This window comes from Allobosea thiooxidans, from assembly GCF_900168195.1.
Classification (GTDB): Bacteria; Pseudomonadota; Alphaproteobacteria; order Rhizobiales; family Beijerinckiaceae; genus Allobosea; species Allobosea thiooxidans.
In genome coordinates this window covers 24,874-44,639 of record NZ_FUYX01000013.1, presented here as the reverse complement: position 1 = coordinate 44,639, position 19,766 = coordinate 24,874, and the positions used below count along the sequence as shown (strand labels likewise).

At 68.1% G+C, this 19,766-nt stretch carries 20 protein-coding genes; 8 read left to right on the top strand and 12 right to left on the bottom strand.

What is annotated here, in order from left to right; translation table 11 throughout:
- Window positions 1–58 precede the first annotated feature (58 nt).
- The 4 genes from B5Y19_RS20170 (at window position 59) to B5Y19_RS20155 (ending at window position 4,950) form a co-directional block, all read left to right on the top strand.
- Window positions 59–1,000: an alpha-E domain-containing protein gene (locus tag B5Y19_RS20170; protein ID WP_055727925.1), complete on the top strand. Its 942-nt coding sequence runs from the start codon at window positions 59–61 to the stop codon at window positions 998–1,000.
- A gap of 31 nt (window positions 1,001–1,031) precedes the next feature.
- Window positions 1,032–1,859 carry a transglutaminase family protein gene (locus tag B5Y19_RS20165; protein ID WP_055727926.1) on the top strand — a complete coding sequence of 276 codons (828 nt, stop codon included), beginning with the start codon at window positions 1,032–1,034 and terminating at the stop codon, window positions 1,857–1,859.
- Between the two features lie 39 nt (window positions 1,860–1,898).
- A complete protein-coding gene (locus tag B5Y19_RS20160; RefSeq protein WP_055727927.1) occupies window positions 1,899–2,648 on the top strand; it encodes a proteasome-type protease in 750 nt (249 codons plus the stop codon).
- 85 nt (window positions 2,649–2,733) lie between these two features.
- Entirely contained in the window at window positions 2,734–4,950 is a 2,217-nt protein-coding gene (locus tag B5Y19_RS20155; protein ID WP_079591994.1) for a putative bifunctional diguanylate cyclase/phosphodiesterase, read from the top strand.
- A gap of 28 nt (window positions 4,951–4,978) precedes the next feature.
- Here the strand turns inward: B5Y19_RS20155 and B5Y19_RS20150 are convergent, their stop codons facing one another.
- Window positions 4,979–5,578 (bottom strand): exopolysaccharide biosynthesis protein, encoded by a 600-nt coding sequence (locus B5Y19_RS20150; RefSeq protein WP_055727929.1) that lies wholly within the window; start codon window positions 5,576–5,578, stop codon window positions 4,979–4,981.
- Between the two features lie 143 nt (window positions 5,579–5,721).
- Window positions 5,722–5,991 (bottom strand): usg protein, encoded by a 270-nt coding sequence (locus B5Y19_RS20145; RefSeq protein ID WP_055727930.1) that lies wholly within the window; start codon window positions 5,989–5,991, stop codon window positions 5,722–5,724.
- Window positions 5,992–6,144: 153 nt separating this feature from the next.
- On the opposite strand from B5Y19_RS20145, the gene bcsS reads away from it, so the two are divergent.
- Window positions 6,145–6,876 carry a cellulose biosynthesis protein BcsS gene (bcsS, locus tag B5Y19_RS20140; protein ID WP_055727931.1) on the top strand — a complete coding sequence of 244 codons (732 nt, stop codon included), beginning with the start codon at window positions 6,145–6,147 and terminating at the stop codon, window positions 6,874–6,876.
- Between the two features lie 3 nt (window positions 6,877–6,879).
- Here bcsS and B5Y19_RS20135 read toward each other — a convergent pair whose 3' ends face one another.
- From B5Y19_RS20135 to B5Y19_RS20120, 4 genes are read right to left on the bottom strand one after another with little or no spacing between them, the layout of a single operon-like run.
- Window positions 6,880–8,481, bottom strand: a complete 1,602-nt coding sequence (locus B5Y19_RS20135; protein ID WP_055727932.1) for an NTP transferase domain-containing protein — start codon at window positions 8,479–8,481, stop codon at window positions 6,880–6,882.
- A 10-nt stretch (window positions 8,482–8,491) separates the two neighbouring features.
- Window positions 8,492–9,184 carry an XdhC family protein gene (locus B5Y19_RS20130; RefSeq protein ID WP_055727933.1) on the bottom strand — a complete coding sequence of 231 codons (693 nt, stop codon included), beginning with the start codon at window positions 9,182–9,184 and terminating at the stop codon, window positions 8,492–8,494.
- 3 nt (window positions 9,185–9,187) lie between these two features.
- Window positions 9,188–9,817: a LysE family translocator gene (locus B5Y19_RS20125; protein ID WP_055727934.1), complete on the bottom strand. Its 630-nt coding sequence runs from the start codon at window positions 9,815–9,817 to the stop codon at window positions 9,188–9,190.
- Between the two features lies 1 nt (window position 9,818).
- Window positions 9,819–10,142 (bottom strand): XdhC family protein, encoded by a 324-nt coding sequence (locus tag B5Y19_RS20120; RefSeq protein WP_055727935.1) that lies wholly within the window; start codon window positions 10,140–10,142, stop codon window positions 9,819–9,821.
- Window positions 10,143–10,304: 162 nt separating this feature from the next.
- On the opposite strand from B5Y19_RS20120, the gene B5Y19_RS20115 reads away from it, so the two are divergent.
- Window positions 10,305–10,961 (top strand): alpha/beta fold hydrolase, encoded by a 657-nt coding sequence (locus B5Y19_RS20115; protein WP_055727936.1) that lies wholly within the window; start codon window positions 10,305–10,307, stop codon window positions 10,959–10,961.
- On the opposite strand, the gene B5Y19_RS20110 is transcribed toward B5Y19_RS20115, so the two are convergent.
- From B5Y19_RS20110 to B5Y19_RS20100, 3 genes are all read right to left on the bottom strand, one after another.
- Window positions 10,951–12,168 carry a vWA domain-containing protein gene (locus B5Y19_RS20110; RefSeq protein ID WP_055727937.1) on the bottom strand — a complete coding sequence of 406 codons (1,218 nt, stop codon included), beginning with the start codon at window positions 12,166–12,168 and terminating at the stop codon, window positions 10,951–10,953. The genes B5Y19_RS20115 and B5Y19_RS20110 overlap by 11 nt on opposite strands.
- Window positions 12,169–12,316: 148 nt before the next feature.
- On the bottom strand, window positions 12,317–12,694 hold the full coding sequence (locus B5Y19_RS20105; protein WP_079591993.1) for a nuclear transport factor 2 family protein: 378 nt from the start codon (window positions 12,692–12,694) through the stop codon (window positions 12,317–12,319).
- Between the two features lie 49 nt (window positions 12,695–12,743).
- Entirely contained in the window at window positions 12,744–13,664 is a 921-nt protein-coding gene (locus tag B5Y19_RS20100) for an AAA family ATPase (protein WP_055727939.1), read from the bottom strand.
- Between the two features lie 118 nt (window positions 13,665–13,782).
- Between B5Y19_RS20100 and B5Y19_RS20095 the strand changes: the two genes are divergently transcribed.
- Window positions 13,783–14,136, top strand: a complete 354-nt coding sequence (locus B5Y19_RS20095; protein WP_055727940.1) for a nuclear transport factor 2 family protein — start codon at window positions 13,783–13,785, stop codon at window positions 14,134–14,136.
- Window positions 14,137–14,317: 181 nt separating this feature from the next.
- On the opposite strand, the gene B5Y19_RS20090 is transcribed toward B5Y19_RS20095, so the two are convergent.
- The 3 genes from B5Y19_RS20090 to B5Y19_RS20080 form a co-directional block, all read right to left on the bottom strand.
- Window positions 14,318–15,127 carry an FAD binding domain-containing protein gene (locus B5Y19_RS20090; protein WP_055727941.1) on the bottom strand — a complete coding sequence of 270 codons (810 nt, stop codon included), beginning with the start codon at window positions 15,125–15,127 and terminating at the stop codon, window positions 14,318–14,320.
- Window positions 15,128–15,144: 17 nt separating this feature from the next.
- Window positions 15,145–17,508, bottom strand: a complete 2,364-nt coding sequence (locus tag B5Y19_RS20085) for a xanthine dehydrogenase family protein molybdopterin-binding subunit (RefSeq protein WP_055727942.1) — start codon at window positions 17,506–17,508, stop codon at window positions 15,145–15,147.
- 93 nt (window positions 17,509–17,601) lie between these two features.
- On the bottom strand, window positions 17,602–18,102 hold the full coding sequence (locus B5Y19_RS20080) for a (2Fe-2S)-binding protein (protein ID WP_055727943.1): 501 nt from the start codon (window positions 18,100–18,102) through the stop codon (window positions 17,602–17,604).
- 317 nt (window positions 18,103–18,419) lie between these two features.
- Between B5Y19_RS20080 and B5Y19_RS26625 the strand changes: the two genes are divergently transcribed.
- On the top strand, window positions 18,420–19,763 hold the full coding sequence (locus tag B5Y19_RS26625) for a methyl-accepting chemotaxis protein (RefSeq protein WP_055727944.1): 1,344 nt from the start codon (window positions 18,420–18,422) through the stop codon (window positions 19,761–19,763).
- Window positions 19,764–19,766 lie beyond the last annotated feature (3 nt).

The window sequence follows — 19,766 nt, the reverse complement described above, 5'->3', positions numbered from 1 at the left end:
GTCTTGCAACCGACAGCACCCCATCGCCTGCCACGCCGCGGAAAGGCCCTCGCTGACAATGCTTTCGCGCACCGCAGACAGCCTCTACTGGGTTTCCCGCTATGTCGAGCGGGCCGAGTACCTCGCCCGCATCCTCGACGCGACGACCCGTCTGACCAACCTGCCCTCGACCTATGGCGGCGCCGGCACCGAATGGCAGAGCGCGGTTTCGACCGCCGGCTGCGAGGATGAATTCGCCGCGGCCTACGGCGAGGCGAACGAGCGCAATGTCTGCGAGTTCCTGACTTTCCACCCCGACAACCCGTCCTCGATCCGCAACTGCCTCGCGCAGGCCCGCTCCAACGCACGCGCCGTGCGCACCGCGCTGACCTCCGAAATGTGGGATGCGCTGAACTCCGCCTGGCTGGAGCTGCAGCGCTTCGAGAAGAAGCGCATGGACCGGGAGGAGTTCGCCCGCTTCCTCGACTGGGTGAAGAACGTCTCGCTCGTCTTCGACGGCTCCGCCTACCGCACCATGCTGCGCGACGACGGCTACTGGTTCTCGCGGCTCGGTGTCTATCTCGAACGGGCCGACAACACCGCCCGCATCCTCGACGTCAAATACCATGTGCTGCTGCCGGCCAACGAGCAGGTCGGCGGCTCGCTCGACTACTTCCAGTGGACGACGGTGCTCCGCGAGGTCTCGGCGCTGACCGCCTATCACTGGGTCTATCGCGAGGCGGTGAAGCCGATCCTGATCGCCGACCTGCTGATCCTGAACCGGCGGATGCCGCGCTCGCTCGCCTCCTGCTACGAGAACATCTCGCGCTTCCTCGATCATCTCGGCGATGCCTATGGCCGGCACGGCCCCTCGCAGCGCCAGGCGCGCAAGACCCTCACCGGCCTCAGCAACACGAAGATCGACGCCGTCTTCGAGCGCGGGCTGCACGAGTTCATCGAGGAGTTCATCACCGAGAACAATCGCCTCGGCAACACCATCTTCGAGCAGTATCTGCAATGACGCGGGCGCTCGCCCCCGGCCGGACTTGACCATGCGGATCAGGATTGCCCATGCGATCAGCTACGACTACGCGGAGCCGGCGCGCCATATCACGCAGGTCCTGCGCCTGACACCGCGTGACCATGACGGCCAGCACGTCATGTCCTGGCGCATCGAGCCGAGCATCGATGGCCGCCTGCGCGCCAGCCGGGACGCGCATGGCAACATCGTGCACAGCTTCTACGCCGACGGACCGATCTCCTCCCTCGCCATCCGCATCGAGGGGGTGATCGAGACCATCGACCTCGCCGGCGTCGTCCGCGGCGGCCTCGAGCAGGTGCCGTGCGAGGTCTATCGGCGCGACACGCTGCTGACCGGGCGCGACGATGCGCTATGCCGCTTCGCTGCCGACGCCGCTGCCGGCGCCGGCACGCCCCTGTCGCAGATGCACGCCCTGATGGCCGCCGTCGGCGAGCACATGACCTGCGTGGAGGCGAGCGGGCGCAGCGGCATCGGCGCGACCGCGGCCTTCGCCGCCGGCGAGGCGATCGCGCAGGACATCGCCCATGTCTTCATGGCCGGCGCCCGCCATCTCGGCATGCCGGCCCGCTACGTCTCGGGCTATGTCGCGGCGGCCGGCGGCCTGCCGCATGGCGACGGCGCCCATGCCTGGGCGGAGGTGCATCTCGACGACTATGGCTGGATCGGCTTCGACTGCGCCAACGGCCTGTGCCCGATCGACACCCATGTCCGGGTTGCGGTCGGGCTCGACTATGCCGATGCTGCGCCGGTTCGCGGCTCCCGGCAGGGCGGCGAAGGCGAGACCCTGAACGTTCTCGTCCGTGCCGTGGCGGCCGAGGGCCGCTTCGCCAACCAGTGACGGCGGCGCCTCCGCGCCGCAGAAGCGAGGACCAGTCCCGTGACCTACTGCGCCGGAATCCTCGTGCAGGACGGCCTCGTCATGATCGCCGACACGCGCACCAATGCCGGCCTCGACGACATCTCGACCTTCCGCAAGCTGCACGTCTTCTCCTGGCCGGGCGAGCGTCATTTCGTCCTGATGACCGCCGGCAACCTCTCGATCACCCAGTCGGTGGTGAGCTGCCTGAACGAGGGCATGCCGAACCCCGAGACCGGGGAGATCGAGACGCTGCAGAATGCGAGCTCAATGTTCCGGGCCGCGCAGCTCGTCGGCCGCAGCATCCGCCATGTCCGCGACATCGACGGCCCCGCTTTGGAGGAAGCCCGCGTCAAGTTCGACGTCTCGATGTTGTTCGGCGGCCAGATCAAGGGCCAGCCGATGCGGCTGTTCATGGTCTACGACGCCGGCAACTTCATCGAATGCGGCATCGACTCGCCCTTCCTCCAGATCGGCGAGCACAAATACGGCAAGCCGATCCTCGACCGCGCGGTGACCTTCAAGACCCATCTCTACGATGCGCTCAAGGTCGGGCTGATCTCGATGGATTCGACGATGCGTTCCAATCTCGGCGTCGGCCTGCCGATCGATCTCGTCGTCATCAGGCGCGATGCGGACGTCATCGAGCTCAGCCACCGGATCGAGGCGGGCGAACCCTATTTCCACGATCTGCGCGAGCGCTGGTCGGCCGCTTTGCGCGCGGCCCATATGGCGATCCCGCGCCCGCCTTACGCGCCAGCAGAGGGCTGAATCGCTCCGCAACCGCAGAAACGGCAACGGGATGTCAACAATTTGCGGGGTTTACTCCGCCGCCTAGACCTGCCTTGGATAACGGATGTCCCAGCCTCCTGCTGCGAAGATGACGAACGCGGGTTCCTCCGCTCGCATGTTCGCGAGCTCGGTAGCGACCCTGGGCTGCGCGTTCCTGCTGCTGATGGCGGCGGGCACCGGCGTGATCGTTGCCATTACCCGCGAGGCCAACCGGCTCGAGGCGCAGCGCCAGGCGGAGCGGATCGAGGCCACGTTCAACGCCCAGCTTCGGTTGAACGAGCTGCGCCTGGAAGGCCTCCTCGTCACCAGCGATCTGCCGGGCGCGCTGCAGCAGGACGAGCCGCAGGCGGCGGTTCAGGCGGCGTTGGGCCGGCTGCACCGCCAGATCACGGATTTCGACGGAGCCTATGTCGTTTCCACGGCGGGCACCGTACTGGCACGTGTCGAAACGCGGGCTCAAAACGGCCATGATGGCGCGCGGCTGCACGCCCTGCTGCGCGGCTTCGGCCTCGCCTCCCTCGCCGCTACCACCGCCGTCGATATCGGGCCGCGCGCGCCGGCGACGCGCTCGGCGATCCTCAGGGACAATGGCGAGACATTGATGCTGACGGTGACCGATCTCTCGCGGATCGCGTCCTTCGACCGCGCCGAAGCCGGGCAGATGCCGGTCTTCATCGCCTATCGGCGCCTGTCGCGGGAGCTGCTCGCGGAGCTGTCCGAACGCTACCGTGTTGCCGAGATCCGCCTTGTCGACGCGCAACCGGCCGATTCCGCCTCGGGCCTCGCTCTGCGGGCGCCCGACGGCACCGCGACCAGCTGGCTGACCTGGGCCCCGGCGCGGCCGGGCGACGTCATGCTGCACCGCTTCGTCTGGGCGCTGGTCGCGGTGGGCCTGCTGTTCTCGGCGATTTTCGTCTTCGTCGTCCTGCGCCTGCGCGCTTCCGCCACGCAGATCGAGCTGCGCGAGCGGCAGATCCAGCGCCTGGCGGGCCAGGACGAGCTGTCCCTCCTGCCGAACCGGCGCAGCTTCGATCTGACGCTCGACCAGACCCTGGCCGGGCTGGGTGAGGATGGCCCCGGCCTTGCCGTGATGCTGATCGACCTCGATCGCTTCAAGGCGGTCAACGACACCTACGGGCACACTGCCGGCGACGAACTGATCCGCCAGGTGGCGATGCGCCTCTCGGGCATGGTGCATCCCGGCGGCACCGTCGCGCGTCTAGGCGGCGACGAGTTCGGCATCATCCAGACTGTGAACGCCACGCCCGCCGGCTGCGCCGCCCTGGCGGAGAAGATTCTCGCGGGCCTGACGGAGCCCTTCCCGATTACCGGCATCGAGGTCAGCATCGGCTGCTCGGTCGGCGTTACCATGGCTCCGCGCGACGGCTGCAGCCGCGAGGCCCTGCTGCGGCTGGCGGATACCGCTCTCTACGAGGCGAAGAACAGCGGGCGCAACCGCTATGCCTTCTTCGAGGCGCAGATGAACCGCTCGCTGCAGCTCAAGCGGATGGTCGAGGACGATCTGCGCCGCGCGATCGACAATGACGAGCTGACACTGCACTACCAGCCGCAGGTATCTGTCGACGGCTCGACCATCGTCGGCGTCGAGGCGCTGGTGCGCTGGCCGCACCCCGTCCACGGCATGATCCCGCCGTCGGACTTCATCGCGATCGCCGAGGAACGCGGCCTGATCATGCCGTTGAGCGAATGGGTGCTGCGGCGCGCCTGCCTGGAGGCGAAGCGCTGGAAGGGCATCCGCCTCGCGGTCAACGTCTCGCCGATCCAGTTCCGGCATAAGGATTTCGTCGCCAACGTCATCCGCATCATCGACGAGACCGATTTCGATCCCGCCCAGCTGGAGCTCGAGCTCACCGAAGGCGTACTGATCGAGGACGCCGATGCGGCGGAAGCGGCGATGATGGACATCCGTGCCCATGGCGTCGGCCTGGCGCTGGACGATTTCGGCACCGGCTATTCGAGCCTGATCTATCTGCGGCGCTTCGCCTTCGACAAGATCAAGATCGACCGCTCCTTCCTCGAATACATGGAGGCGACCGGGGAATCCGCGATTCTGGTCCATTCGATGGCGCATCTCGGGCGGGCGCTCGGCCTGCGCGTCTGCGCCGAAGGCGTCGAGACCGCCGAGCAGCATCGCTTCCTGCAGGCGATAGGCTGCCATGAGCTGCAGGGCTTCCTGTTCTCCAGGGCGGTCCCGGCCTCAGAGATCGACCGCCTGCTGCGGCTCGACAATCCCTTCGCCGAAATCCTCGCCGCCGCCTGATACCACGAGCCGGGCGCGCGGCGGACCTTCAGAAGAACAGCTCGTGGATGCCGCTGAAGATAGCGTAGGCGAAGCCGGCGCTGAGCAGCAGGCCCAGCGCGCCGAAGGCGGCGCCGACGATGATGAAGACCCCGTCGCGCTCGACCAGGCCGAGCCCCACCAGGCAGACCGCCAGCCCGAGCGGAATCTGCCCGATGAACGGCGCCGCCACGATGAGGCCGAGCGCCAGGATCAGGATCACCAACCCCAGCACCGGGACGGCATAGGCGCCGTGCAGCATCGTCAGGCGCGGCTTCGAGAAGCGCTCGAGGCGGGTCAGGGCCGGCAACGCCCGGTCGACGGCGCGGCTGAGTTCAGGCTTGCCGATGCTGCGGGCCAGGAGCGCCTGCGGCAGCCACGGCATCCGCCGTCCCGTCAGCATCTGCAGGCCGACGAAGGCGAGCACCAGCCCACAGACGAGCGGGATCGGCGGCGGCATCGGCAGGCAGTTCGGCAGGCCGAGCAGGACGACGAGCAGCGCATAGGCCCGGTCCTGCAGGGCGGCGACGATGGTGCGGACGGCGATCCGCTCCCCGGGCAGGCCAGCCAGCGCCGTCAATAGTCCGGAGGTGCGCAGAGACGAGGACAAGGGAAAGGGCCGTGCCAGAGCGGAAGCGTCCGCCTAACATGGCCGGCAGCCCGGCAACAAGCACGCCAGGCGCAGGCGATCAATGCTCGCGGCTCAGGGCCGCCCGCCTCGTCCGCAGCCGGTCGACCGCCGCGGGACGGGCTCTAATGCAGCGTCAGCACGCCGTTCACGGTGCGGATCTCGGCCGGCCGGATCAGCCGCGAATGTGTCACGGTGACGGAATGGAGCGGTCCGTCGAGCTCCCGCTTCCAGAACGCCAGGAAGTCCTGCAGCACGGGAAAGCGCGGCGCAAGGTCGTATTGCTGCCAGATGAAGGTCTGCAACACGCTGAGGTGATCCGGCATGCGGTAGAGGATCGTGGCCGTCGTCAGCCCGTAACCTTCCAGCTGCCTGATGAAGTCCGTCGAGACCATCGCCACCTCCTCTCCCGTTACGGAATGAAAGCTGTGCCGGATGCTTCGAGGCTGCTCCCGCTTGGTTAACAAAGGCTTGCCAGTTTACTGCCAAACTGCTGCAATCCCAAAGCGTGTCGTCGGTCGACATCCGGCAGCGCGCGGGGGGCGTGCGTGGCGTATCGAGGGGGCAAGGCCGGGCTGGCCGCGTCGGCGATTCTGCTCGCCGCCGCTCCGATCGGCTCGACAGCAGCCGAAGAGGCGGAGGCCGAGCGCTCGCCGCTCTCGCAGGTCATCTTCGGCTCGCTGGAAGCCGGGCCGACCAAGACCTTCGTCGCGATCGGCATGAAGCGCGCCATCGGCGGCGGGCTGGCGGAGAGCGGCTTCCGCCTCTTCCTGAAGGCCGGTGGCTCGCAGGAGCAGACCCGGCGTCATCGGCCGCACGGCACCACCTACAAATCGGAATCCCAGGCGCTCCTCGGCTATGAATGGCGCATCGGCGACAGCTTCCTCGCGGTCTATGCCGGCTCCGACATCGAGACCGAGCAGCGCATCGAGACGCTTCTCCCGTCGCTACGCGCCACACGCTACGGGGCACGCATCCAGGCCGATCTCTGGGCGCTCCCGCTCGATCGCATGATGTTCCAGGCCAATGCCTATGCCTCGTCGATCGACCAGCGGCTCTGGGGCCGTCTCGCGGCCGGCTGGCAGACGCCGCTCGGCCTTTATGCCGGCCCCGAAGTCGAGGCCTATCGCGAGCGCGACTATCGCAAGCTGCGCCTCGGCCTGCACCTCACCGGGCTGCGCTTGCTCGGCCTGGAATGGCGCCTTTCCGGCGGCTGGCAGCAGACGAGCGACCGGCCGTCCGAGATCTACGGCACGCTGGCGCTGCACTGGCTGCGCTGAAGCTCAGCCCTGCAGTGCCCGGAGCGCTTCCGGCGTATCGACGTCGATGGCGATGGCGGGGTCCTCGAACGCCACCTCGACCACACGCTCGCCCGCCTCCTCGAGCAGGCGCCGCGCGCCGCGGTCCCCCACGAGCAGCGAGACCGCCGGGAACAAAGCGCGCGTGAGCAGGACGGGATTGCCGCGTTGCCCGAACAGCGTCGGGACCACGGCGAGCATGTCCGGCTGGGCGCGGTGGGCCTCGACGAGGCGGCCGATGACCGGCACCGTCACATTCGGCATGTCCCCGAGCGAGATCACGACACCCTCGGCCTCGGCCGGCAGGGCGGCAACCCCGCATTTCAACGACCCTGCGAGGCCGGACGTATAATCGGGATTGTGCACGAGGCGCACCGGCAGCTCCGCCAGCGCCGCCTCGACCGCGTCCCGCTCATGGCCCGTGACGACGAGCACCGGCGACAGCCCCGCCTCGAGCTGCGCCTCCACCGCATGGCGCAGGATCGGCTTGCCGCGCAGCGGCTGGAGCAGCTTGTTGCGCGCGCCCATCCGCGTCGACTGCCCCGCCGCCAGCACGATGCCGGCAACGGATCCGGGTTCGTGCTGGCCGGGAGCACGTGGCTGCGGGCGCGAGACGATCTCCATCAGCAGGCCGCCGACGCCCATGCGCTGCACATCCGCCCGCTCCACCGGGATGCCGGCGAGCCGGCGCTGCAGCACCCAGTCGAAGCTGTTCTCCTTCGGCGAGCGGGCGCAGCCCGGCGCACCGATCACCGGCTTGCCGCCGATCGTGCCCAGCATCAGCAGGTTGCCCGGGTCGACCGGCATGCCGAGATGCTCGACCTGCCCGCCCGCATCGACCAGCGCCTGGGGAATCACGTCGCGTCGGTCGGTGATCGCCGAGGCGCCGAACACGACGAGGATATCGGCCTCCCCGGCGGCGTTCTCGGCGATGGCCGCCGCCAGTGGGCCGGTCTCGTGCGGCACGCGCCGGTCGACGGCGAGCGCGGCGGACGCCGGTTCGAGCCGCTCGCGCAGCACTCTCAGCGTCTTGTCGACCACGCTCGGCTTCAACCCCGGCAGCAGGGTCGAGATCACCGCGACCTTGGACGGCCGGTAGGCCGCGACGCTGACGGCCGGCGCCCCCGTCAGCGCCGCCAGCGCCGCCTCGACCTGCGTCTCCGGCACCGCATAGGGGATGATCTTGACGGTCGCGACCAACTCTCCCGCGACCACCGCCTTGAGCGCGGGCAGCGTCGCCACGGTGATGGCCTCGTCGACGGCGTTGAAGGCGTCGATGGCGCCGACATCGAGCCTGAGCACGCCGGCGGCGCTGGCGAAGAGATTGACACGCCCCGTGAAGGGCGCTTCCGCGACCACGCCGTCGCCCGCCATCCGGGCAGCGAGCCTGGCGGCGGCACTGTTCTCGTCGACATCGCCGGGCTCGAGCCGGACGGCGACGATCTCCGTGACGCCGGCTTCGGCCAGCTTCGCGGCCATGTCGGGCGTGATGGCGGCGCCCTTCTTCACGATCGTCGTGGCGGTGCGGATCGTATGGGCTGCGATGCAACCGACCGCTTCCGCGATGGCGATGGGTCCGAACTGCATGAGCCTGTCCTCAGCCCGGCTGACGGCGCGGACCGCGCAAGGTGCTGACGATCTCGGCGAGAATGGCGAGCGCGATCTCGGCCGGCGAGACGGCGCCGATATCGAGGCCGATCGGCGCGTGAATGCGAGCGGTCGCCGCCGCGTCGAAGCCGGCCTCAGCGAGGCGTTCCAGCCGCCTGGCATGGGTCTTCCGGCTGCCGAGCGCGCCGATATAGAAACAGTTGGAGCGCAGGGCGGCGGTGAGACCGGGGTCGTCGATCTTGGGATCATGGGTCAGCGCGACGAAGGCGGTATAGCCGTCGAGGCCGATCCGGCCGATCACCTCCTCCGGCCATTCAGCCAGAAGCGCGGTGTCGGGAAAGCGCTCGGGCGTGGCGAAGGCCGTGCGCGGGTCGATGATCACGAGATCGAGGTCGAGCGCCCGCGCCATCGGCGCCATCGCCTGCGAGATGTGGACGGCGCCGGTGACGACGACGCGCGGATGCGGCGCCTGCACGGTGAGGAAGTACGAGCTTCCCTCCACCTCGACCATGCCGCTCTTGCCGGTGCGCAGTTGCCGCTCCAGCAGTTCCCCCAGCGGATCGGCAGCGATGGCCTCGGGCTTCACCAGGCGCTGCGCGCCGCTCGCGATCTCGGTCACCAGGATGGCGGCGCGGCGCGCTTGACGCTCCGCATTGAGCGCGGCCAGGAGCGAAAGTTCCACGGTTCAGCCCTTGTCCGCCGCGAGCTTCAGGCCGAGCCCGATCATCAGCGAGCCGCCGATCCAGCGCCCGAAGGCGAAGCCGGCCTTGGTCTTCTTCATCGCGCCCACGACGAAGGACGCGCCGAAGACGGTGACGAGATCGGCCGAGGAGAAGGCGAAGTTGACGATCGTCCCCAGGATCAGGAACTGCGCCCAGACCGGCAGCGAGCCGGCCGGATCGACGAACTGCGGCAAGAGCGCGATGAAGAACAGCGCGACCTTCGGGTTCAGCACCTCGACGATGAAGGAATCGAGCAAGGCGCGCTTCACCGTCTTCGGCGGCGTGGCCGGCTGGCCGGGCGCGCCGAGGCGAGAGCGGATCATGCCGATGCCGATCCAGATCAGGTAGAGCGCGCCGGCGATCTTCACGGCGACATAGAGCTCGGGCACATGCTTGAACACCGCCGAGAGGCCGAAGGCTGCGGCGAAGACGTGCAGATAGCAGCCGAGATGGATGCCGAGCATCGCCATCAGGCCGGCCCGGCGGCCGTGGCTGATCGTCTGGGCGGCGGTATAGAGCAGCGCCGGCCCCGGAAAATACGCGACGAGGATCGTCACCGTCGCGAAGGCGAAGAGCGTTTCCCAGGAGGCCATTTCAGTTCACTTTCTCGACATAGACCTTGATACGCCCGCCACAGGAGAGGCCGACCTGCCAGGCTGTCTCGTCGGCGACGCCGAATTCCAGCATGCGCGCCTTGCCGTCGGCGATCACCTCCGCGGCTTCCGCCACCACGGCACCCTCGACGCAGCCGCCCGAGACCGAGCCGAGGAAGTTGCCCTCCCCGTCGATCACCAGATGCGAGCCCACGGGGCGCGGCGCCGAGCCCCAGGTCTCGACCACCGTCGCGATCGCGACCTGCCGGCCGGAGTGGCTCCAATCCTCCGCAGCGCGCAGGATGTCGGTCTCGGTGCTGATCATTGCCGGGCCTTTCGCGGATGACGCGGAAACGAGATGCGATCTTATGCGCCAACGTCCGGCCCGCGTCGAGCGAAGCGGGCACGACCGTTATGCGAAGGCGATATATGTGCTAGCGCTCTGCCGAGTTCAAAACCCCTGCCCCGCCCCCATCCGAGGAAACCTATGGCCGCGACCGGCTGCGACGGCGTCGTCCTGCTGCATGGAATCCTGCGTCGCGCCGCATCCATGCAACTGCTCGAACAGGCACTGACGGCCGAAGGCTATCGCGTCCTCAATCTCGACTATCCCTCGCGCGAGCAGGATCTGGCGCAGATCGTCGAGAGCCTTCACGCACCGATCTCGGCCTTTGCCGCCGAGCTGGCCGGAGAGCTCCATTTCGTCACCCATTCGATGGGCGGCCTCGTCGCCCGCGCCTATCTCAACCGCCACCGCCCGCAGCGGCTCGGCCGCGTCGTCATGCTGGCGCCTCCGAACGAAGGCAGCGAGATCGCCGACCTGCTGCAGCGCAACTGGCTCTATCGCAGCGCCTTCGGCCCGGCGGGCGGCCAGCTTGCGACGCATCGCAGCGACGAACTCTGCAGCCTGCTCGGAGCCGTCGATTATCCGCTCGGCGTCATTGCCGGCGACCGCTCGCTCTATGTCTTCGCTTCGCTGGTCCTGCCCGGCCCGAATGACGGGCGCGTCTCGGTCGAGCGCACGCGGGTCGCCGGCATGAGCGACCATATCGTCCTGCACACCAGCCATCCGCTGATCATGCGCGACCCGGAAGCGATGGCCCAGACCATCCACTTCCTGCGCCACGGCCGTTTCAGGCGCTGAGCTTCGGCTGCTGCGCGCGCTTCAGCCACAGGCGCGGATCGCTCTCCCGCCCCGTCTCCAGCGAAAGCGCGGCGCAGAGATCGGCCATCGCTGCGAGATTGTGGATCGGCCGGAACGAGTCGACATGCGGCAGCATCGCCCGGATGCCGCTGGCGCGCGCGGCGAAGGCATCGTAGCGCAGGAGCGGGTTGAGCCAGATCAGCTGCCGGCAGGAGCGATGCAGCCGGTCCATCTCGAAGGCGAGGCTGTCGTCGAGATGCCGCTCCAGCCCGTCGGTGAAGAGCAGTACCACCGCCCCGCCCGCAAGCACCCGCCGCGACCAGACCCGGTTGAACTCGTGCAGCGCGGCGGAGATCCGAGTGCCACCCTCCCAGTCCGGCGCGGCCTTGCCGGCGAGCGCCAGCGCGTCGTCGGGATCGCGCGCCTTCAGCATCCGCGTGACATTGGTCAGCCGGGTGCCGAAGACGAAGGAATGCACGCGCCGGCGCTTCTCGGTGAGCGCGTGCAGGAAATGCAGGAAGATGCGCGAATACTCCGCCATCGAGCCGGAGATGTCGACCAGCGCGACGATCGGCGGATGCACCTCGCGCCGTGCACGGAAGGCGAGGTCGATCGAGCCGCCGCCGCCCTTGAGCGACTGCCGCAACGTCCGGCGCAGGTCGACGTCGCGACCGCGCGGCGTCGGGCCGAAGCGGCGGGTCGCCACGCTGTCGTCGGGCAGGCGCAGTTCGGCGATGAGCTGCTTGGCGCGCGCGATCTCGGCCGCCGTCATCTGGGCGAAGTCGCGCGACTTCAGCATCTCGCGGTCGGAGACGGTGAGGCGTGCCGTCAGCTCGGTCAGCTCGGTTGGAGGCTCGTCGTCCCGCGCCGGCGGCGCGAAGGCTTCCGCCACGCGCAGCGCCCCGGCCTCGGCCTTCTCCGGCTGGCGGTCGGCGCCGGGCGAGACCGGCGACATCTGCGCCATGATCTTCTCGATCAGGTTGCGCCGGCGCCAGAACAGCCGGAAGGCCTGATCGTAGATCGCACTGTGCTCGTGTTTCTTCACGAAGATCGCGTGCAGCGCCCAATAGACATCGTCGCGCCCACCGAGCGCGCCCTCGGCCAGCGCGTCGACCGCCTCGACCACCGCGCCGGGGCCAACCTGCAGCCCCGCCGCACGCAGGGCACGAGCGAAATAGGCGACGTTTTCCGGGAGCTTGCCGGTCACCGCGATCCGCCCGACATGTCGAAACCCTCATCCTGAGGAGCCGCCGCACGCGGCGTCTCGAAGGATGATCCAGGAGCCTCCGGAGCCGGCTGGACCATCCTTCGAGACGGCCCTGCGGGCCTCCTCAGGATGAGGGCTGCGGCTGCGTTCACCCCTGCGTCTCCGTCATGAACACCTTCTGGACCACCTGCCAGCGGCTCTCGATCTTCAAGAGCGACAGCAGATCGGTGAAATAGCGCGGTGGCATCTGGCACTTGACCTTGACCAGCGCCAGCGTCGGCCCGACGAGATCGATGGTGAGGATATGGTCGTCGCGCTGCAGCCCGGCCGCCTGCGGCGAGGTCCGGTTGCGGTCGGCGTCCAGCCATTGGTCGCGCGGCGTGATCTGGATGGTGCCGTCCTCGCGGGCGGTGGTGAGCGCGCTGGTCGGATGGAAGACATGGGCGAGCTTCTCGGCATCGCCCTCATAGAGCCCGTCGAGATAGGTCCGCACCGTCGCCTCGACCGCCTTGATGTCTGCGTTCATGCCATCCCCCTCACGCTTGATCGAACTGCAGCCGACCGCTGCCGGAGAGCTATCGTCCCACCTCGGCCCTGGCCTGATCCAGCAGCTCCTTGACCCTGGAGCCCTGTATCGCCTGGATGTCGTCCTGATACTTCAGCAGCGCGCCCAACGTGTCGGAGACGATGGCCGGGTCGAGCGCGACCGCGTCGAGCTCGACCAGCGCCGTCGCCCAGTCCAGCGTCTCGGCCACGCCCGGCGCCTTGAACAGCTCCTCCTTGCGGATCGCCTGGACGAAGCCGACGAGCTGCTTGGAGAGCTTGGCCGGCGCATCCGGCACCTTCGCCTTCAGGATCGCGAGCTCGCGCGCCGCGTCGGGATAGCCGACCCAGTGATAGAGGCAGCGGCGCTTCAGCGCGTCGTGGATCTCGCGCGTGCGGTTCGAGGTCAGGATCACGATCGGAGGCTCCGCCGCCTTGATCGTGCCGAACTCGGGAATCGTCACCTGCGCATCGGCCAGCACCTCGAGCAGGAAGGCCTCGAAGGCCTCGTCGGTGCGGTCGAGCTCGTCGATCAGCAGGATCGGCGCGCCCCCCTCCTGCGGCTCGAGCGCCTGCAGCAGCGGCCGCTTGACCAGGTATTTCTCCGAAAAGATATCGCCTTCCAGCCGCTCGCGATCCTCGGCGACGCCACCGGCCTCGGCCAGGCGGATCGCCATCATCTGCCCGGCATAGTTCCATTCATAGACGGCGGAGGCGAGATCGAGCCCCTCATAGCATTGCAGCCGGATCAGCCGCCGGCCGAGCCCCGCCGCGAGCACCTTGGCGATCTCGGTTTTGCCCGTGCCGGCCTCGCCCTCCAGCAGCAGCGGGCGTTTCATCCTGAGCGCCAGGAAGAGCACCGTCGCCAGCGCGCGGTCCGCGACATAGCCCTGCCCTTGCAGCAGGGCGAGCGTGGCATCGATCGAGGCGGGAAGACGGGAGGCGTTCAGCATGACCGATTCCTATCGCGGCGGGCGGCATGAAGGAAGGAGCGGCGCGCACGGCGACGCTGCTGACACCGCAGGGCGGCGGCGAACCTAGGCTTCGCCATCCGAACACGGAGCGCGAACCATGACCACCGAGCAGACCGCCAAGGACTTCGTCGCCCTGCTCAAGGAGGGCAAGCACGAAGAGGCTGCCAACCGCTTCAACGCCGACGACATCGCCAGCTACGAGAACATGCCGGGCCCGATGGCCGTCTGCCACGGCCGGGAGGCCGTCAGGCAGAAGGGCGAATGGTGGGTCGCCGGCCATGAGGTCCACGACTTCAGCAGCGAAGGCCCCTATCTCAACGGCGACCAGTACGCCGTGCGCTTCCATTTCGACGTCACCGTCAAGGAAACCGGCGAGCGGCGGGTGATGGACGAAGTCGGCCTCTATACCGTCAGGAACGGCAAGGTCGTCGAGGAGCGCTTCTTCTACTGAGCGGCTTCGTTTCCGGCGCCCTTCATGGTCGCCCCGGACAAACGACCAAGCGGCGCCGGTCCGGGATCCCTGCCTGAACCGTTCCGGCATGGATCTCGGCTCTCCCGGAGCCTGCCCTTGGGCCGATCGAAGATCGGGCCCGAGGGAGTGCCCGGGATGACGGCCCATCAGGGCCGGCGCGTCAGCCGGCTTTCCCCGTTGCCTGAGCCACCGCCTGCTTGGCCATGACGCCGATCAGATGGGCGCGATATTCCGGATCGGCGTGGATGTCGCCATTGATGCCCTTGGCGGTGTGCTTCAGCCCGTCGAGGGACTTCGGCGCGAAGCGGGCCTTGAGCGCCGCCTCCGCTTCAGGCCAGCGGAACACGCCGCCCTCGCCCGCCCCGGTCACCGCGACGCGGATCTCGCTGCCGCGCTTGGCGACGAAGACGCCGACCATCGCGTAGCGCGAGGCGGGGTTGCGGAACTTGGCATAGCCCGCCTTCGAGGCCAGCGGGAACGAGACCTTGGTGATGATCTCGCCTTCCTCCAGCGCGGTCTCGTAGAGCCCGGTGAAGAACTCCTCGGCGGTCAGCTTGCGCTTGTTGGTGACCACGGTTGCGCCCAGCGCCAGCAGCGCCGCCGGATAATCGGCCGCCGGATCGTTGTTCGCGACCGAGCCGCCGATCGTGCCGCGATGGCGCACATGCGGGTCGCCGATATGGCCGGCGAGGAGGGCAAGCGCCGGGATGGCCTCGCGCACCTCGGCCGAATCCGCGACCTCGGCATGGGTCGTCATCGCACCGATGACGATGTTGCGGCCCTTGCGCGCGATGCCCTTGAGGTCGGCGCAGGCGCCGAGGTCGACGAGCGCGGAGGGCGAGGCCAGCCGCTGCTTCATCGTCGGCAGCAAGGTGTGGCCGCCGGCCAGGATCTTGGCGTCCTCCTTCTTGGCGAGCAGCGTCGCCGCCTGCCGGGCGCTGGTGGGCTTGTGATAGGTGAAAGCGTACATCTGCTTGTCCTTTCAGCTCACTCGGCCGCCAGGCGGCTGATCGACTTCTGCGCCGCGCGCCACACCGCCTGCGGCGTGGCCGGCATCGCGATGTCCTCATGGCCGAGCGCGTCGGTGATGGCGTTGATCACGGCGGGCGGCGAGGCGATGGCGCCGGCCTCGCCGCAGCCCTTGATCCCGAGCGGGTTCGACGGGCACGGCGTCACGGTCATGCCGACCTCGAAGGAGGGCAGGTCGTCGGCCCGCGGCATGGTGTAGTCCATGAAGCTCGCCGTCACGAGCTGGCCGTCGGCGTTGTAGCGGGCGCCTTCCAGCAGCGCCTGGCCGACGCCCTGGGCGATGCCGCCATGGACCTGCCCCTCGACGATCATCGGGTTGATGACGTTGCCGAAATCGTCGACCGCCGCCCAGCGATCGATCCTGGTCACGCCGGTATCGGGATCGATCTCGACCTCGCAGATATGGACACCCGCCGGGAAGGTGAAGTTGGTCGGGTCGTAGAAGGCGCCCTCCTTCAAGCCCGGCTCCAGCTCCTGCCCGTTGAACTTGTGCGCGACATAGGCCTGCAGCGCGCAGGAGCCGAAATCGAGCTTGCGGTCGGTGCCCTTCACCGTGAAGTGCCCGTCGGCGAAGTCGATATCGGCCTCGTCGGCCTCCAGCACATGGGCAGCGACCTTCTTGCCCTTGGCGATGACCTTGTCGAGCGCCTTGAAGATCGCCGACATGCCGACCGCGCCGGAGCGCGAACCATAGGTGCCCATGCCCATCTGCACCTTGTCGGTGTCGCCATGGATGATCGAGACGTTGTCGATCGGAATGCCGAGCCGGTCGCTGACCAACTGGGCGAAAGTCGTCTCATGGCCCTGGCCGTGGCTGTGCGAACCGGTCAGCACCTCGACCGTCCCGACCGGGTTGACCCGGACCTCGGCCGATTCCCACAGGCCCACACCGGCTCCAAGCGAACCGACCGCAGCCGACGGCGCGATGCCGCAAGCCTCGATATAGGAGGAGAAGCCGATGCCGCGCAGCTTGCTGGCGCGGCTTGAGTCGCGCTTGCGCTTGCCCAGCCCCTTGTAGTCGATCATCTCCAGCGCCTTCTTCATCGAGGCGCCGTAATTGCCGGTGTCGTACATCATGATGACCGGCGTCTGGTGCGGGAACTTCTTGATGTAGTTCAGCATCCGGAACTTGGCCGGGTCCTTGCCGAGCTGGCGCGCCGTGACCTCGATCAGTCGCTCGACCACGAAGGTCGCCTCCGGCCGCCCGGCGCCGCGATAGGCGTCGACGGGGGCGGTGTTGGTGTAGACCGCGTCGACCTCGCAATAGATCGCCGGGATGTCGTACTGGCCGGACAGCAGCGGCGCGTAGAGATAGGTCGGCACCGAGGACGAGAAGGTCGAGAGATAGGCGCCGAGATTGGCGGTGGTATGCACGCGCATGGCGAGGATCTTGCCCTCGGCATCGGTCGCGAGTTCGGCATGGGTAACGTGGTCGCGGCCATGCGCGTCGGAGAGGAAGGCCTCGGTGCGGTCCGCCGTCCACTTCACCGGCCGCCCGACCTTCTTCGCCGCCCAGACGCAGACGGTCTCCTCGGCATAGATGAAGATCTTGGAGCCGAAGCCGCCGCCGACATCCGGCGCGATGACCCGAAGCTTGTTCTCCGGCGCGATGCCGATGAAGGCCGAGAGCACGAGCCGCGCCACATGCGGGTTCTGGCTGGTGGTGTAGAGCGTGAAGACGCCGTCGCCGGCATCGTAATCGCCGACGGCCGCGCGCGGCTCCATCGCGTTCGGCACCAGACGGTTGTTGACGAGATCGAGCTTGGTGACGTGCTTGGCCGCCTTGAACGCCTTCTCGGTCGCGTCCTTGTCGCCGAGATGCCAGTTGAACACCGTGTTGTCCGGCGCCTCGTCATGGACCACGGTCTTGGCGCCGGCTGCCTTGGCCGTGTCGACCACGGCCGGCAGCTCCTGGTAATCGACCGCGATCGCCTCGGCGGCGTCCTTCGCCTGCGCCAGCGTCTCGGCCACCACCACGGCGACATGGTCGCCGACATAGCGCACCTTGCCCTGCGCCAGCGCCGGATGCGGACCGGCGCGCATCGGCGAGCCGTCCTTGTTGTGGATCATCCAGCCGCAGATCAGCCCGCCGATCTTGTCGATGGCGAGATCGGCGCCGGTGAAGATGCCGAGCACGCCCGGCATGCCGGCAGCGGCCTTGGTGTCGATCGACTTGATCTTCGCATGGGCATGCGGCGAGCGCAGGAAATAGGCATGGGCCTGGCCCGGACGGTTGACGTCGTCGGTGTAGCGGCCCTGGCCGGTGATGAAACGGTGATCTTCCTTGCGACGGACTGCGGCGCCGATTCCGGTAACGGACATGATGTTCCCTCCTCGCACGGCGCCTCTGGCGGGCGCCTCACTGCATGGAACGCATGAAGGACGAAAAGCCCGCGCTCCGGCGCGGGCCGAGGCTCACTCGGCCGCCTGGCGCACCGGCGCCGTGCCCTTGCCCATCGCCTCGGCACCGGCGGCGATCGCCTTGACGATGTTGTGGTAGCCCGTGCAGCGGCAGATATTGCCGTCGAGGTCCTCGCGGATCGTCTTCTCGTCGAGCTGGTGCCCGCGGCGGTTCACCATGTCGACGGCGGACATGATCATGCCCGGTGTGCAGAAGCCGCATTGCAGCCCATGATGCTCGCGGAAGGCCTCCTGCATCGGGTGCAGCGCACCGTCCGCCGCCAGCCCCTCGATCGTCGTCACGGAGGCGCCGTCCACGGCGACCGCGAGCGTCGTGCAGGATTTCACCGCCTTGCCGTCGAGATGCACGAGGCAGGCGCCGCACTGGCTGGTGTCGCAGCCGACATGGGTTCCGGTCAGTCGCAGGTTTTCGCGCAGGAATTGCACCAGAAGGGTGCGCGGGTCGATATTGGCGGTGACGGCTTTGCCGTTCACCGTCAGCGAAACAGTGGCCATGAGCACATCTCCTGTGACCCGTCTCTGACGCCCTCCCACCCCCTCCCTGGGTTTGGGTCAGGCTGAGCCGTTCCGGCAGCTTCGCCCCAGCGGGCGGCGTTTCCTTGGAACAGCTCAAAATCGAATGTGGACCCGCGATTTTGCGCGGTCAAGCAGGAGGCGCTTTCCGAACGCATGGCGTTTGGCGCAGAATCAGAGCCGTTTTTCACCAAGGGGCCTCACCGAGGCGCAAAACCGGCCATTGGCGATTTCTTAAGGGGATCCACGCAGTTTCGCTGTTCGTGGCGCGTTTCCCGGCCATGAACGGGGTTTATGGCTTGCTCCGGACGATCGATCACATCCAGCGGCGCCTGCATGCCATCGGCTACGGCGCGAAGCAGCGCGAGCGGCTGCGCCTTTACCGCCCCCTTGTCGACAGCCTGATCGACAAGCTGGTGATCGCAGATTTCGAGCGCGCCTTCACGATCCATTCCGAGCTGCGCGCTCTGGTCGAGCCCGTCGCCGGGGTCCTCTATCCAGCCTCCGCCGCGCATTTCCGCCTGCTCTTCGAAGGCGATCTCGACGAGGCCTATGTCGCCTCGCTGGAACAGCTCTGCCTGCTGGAAAGGCAGGGCAATGTCCGCGCCCGCGCCCGGGCCTCGATCGCGTTCTCGCTGATCCGCGAGCTCTGCCTCGAAAGCCGGCGGCGCTCCCTGTTTTCGCCCAGGCAGTTCGCGCAGGACCTGTTCATCATCGAGCGGATCCTGACCTATGACGTCAACACGGCGATGACCGTGAATCAGCAGCTCGAGGAAGCCGAAGCGCGACGCCGCGCCGCGGCTCTCGACGAGGCGGCGCTGACGCTGCGCGGACAGATCGGCAATCTCGACGACACGATCAGCGGTGCGGCCGAACAGTTCGTCGCGACCGCGGCCGAGACCAGCCGCGCCACCGTGTTCGTCAAGGAGACGGTCGGCAAGGTGGCCCGCGCCTCGATGGTGGTCCGGGAGCGCTCGGCGCAGACCGCCGCGGCCACCGAGGAGATGTCGGCCAACATCGCCGATATCGGCCAGCGCGCCCGGCAGAGCCTGTCGATCACCCATCAGGCCGTGCTCGACGCGAGCCAGATGAACGAGGCGATCCTGCGCCTGCGCGAGGTCACCGGCAATATCGGCAAGGTCGTCGGCATGATCGCCGACATCGCCGCGCAGACCAATCTGCTCGCCCTCAACGCCACCATCGAGGCGGCGCGCGCCGGCGAGGCCGGTCGCGGCTTCTCCGTCGTCGCCTCCGAGGTGAAGTCCCTGGCGACGCAGACGGCGAGCGCGACCCAGGACATCGCCGGCCAGATCGCCGAGCTTGCCGCCAGCGCCGAGGCCTGCGGCGCGCATGCGGCGGCGATCGCCGCCACGGTGGATGCGATCAGGCTCGATTCCGAGGCGATCTCGGAAGCGGTCACACAGCAGAGCAATGTCACCGCCACGATCGCGCATGACGCGGCGCTGGTGGCCGACAGCTCGGACGCGGCGATCGAAAGCGCCAACGCCGTCAATGACAGCCTCGACACGGCACAGACGGCGTTGGAGCGGGCCAATGCGGCCGCAGCCGGCATCGCCCTTCAGGTCGGTGCCGCCGAGACCGCCGTCGCACAGGCGCTCGACACGCTGCGCAAGGCCTCCTGAACC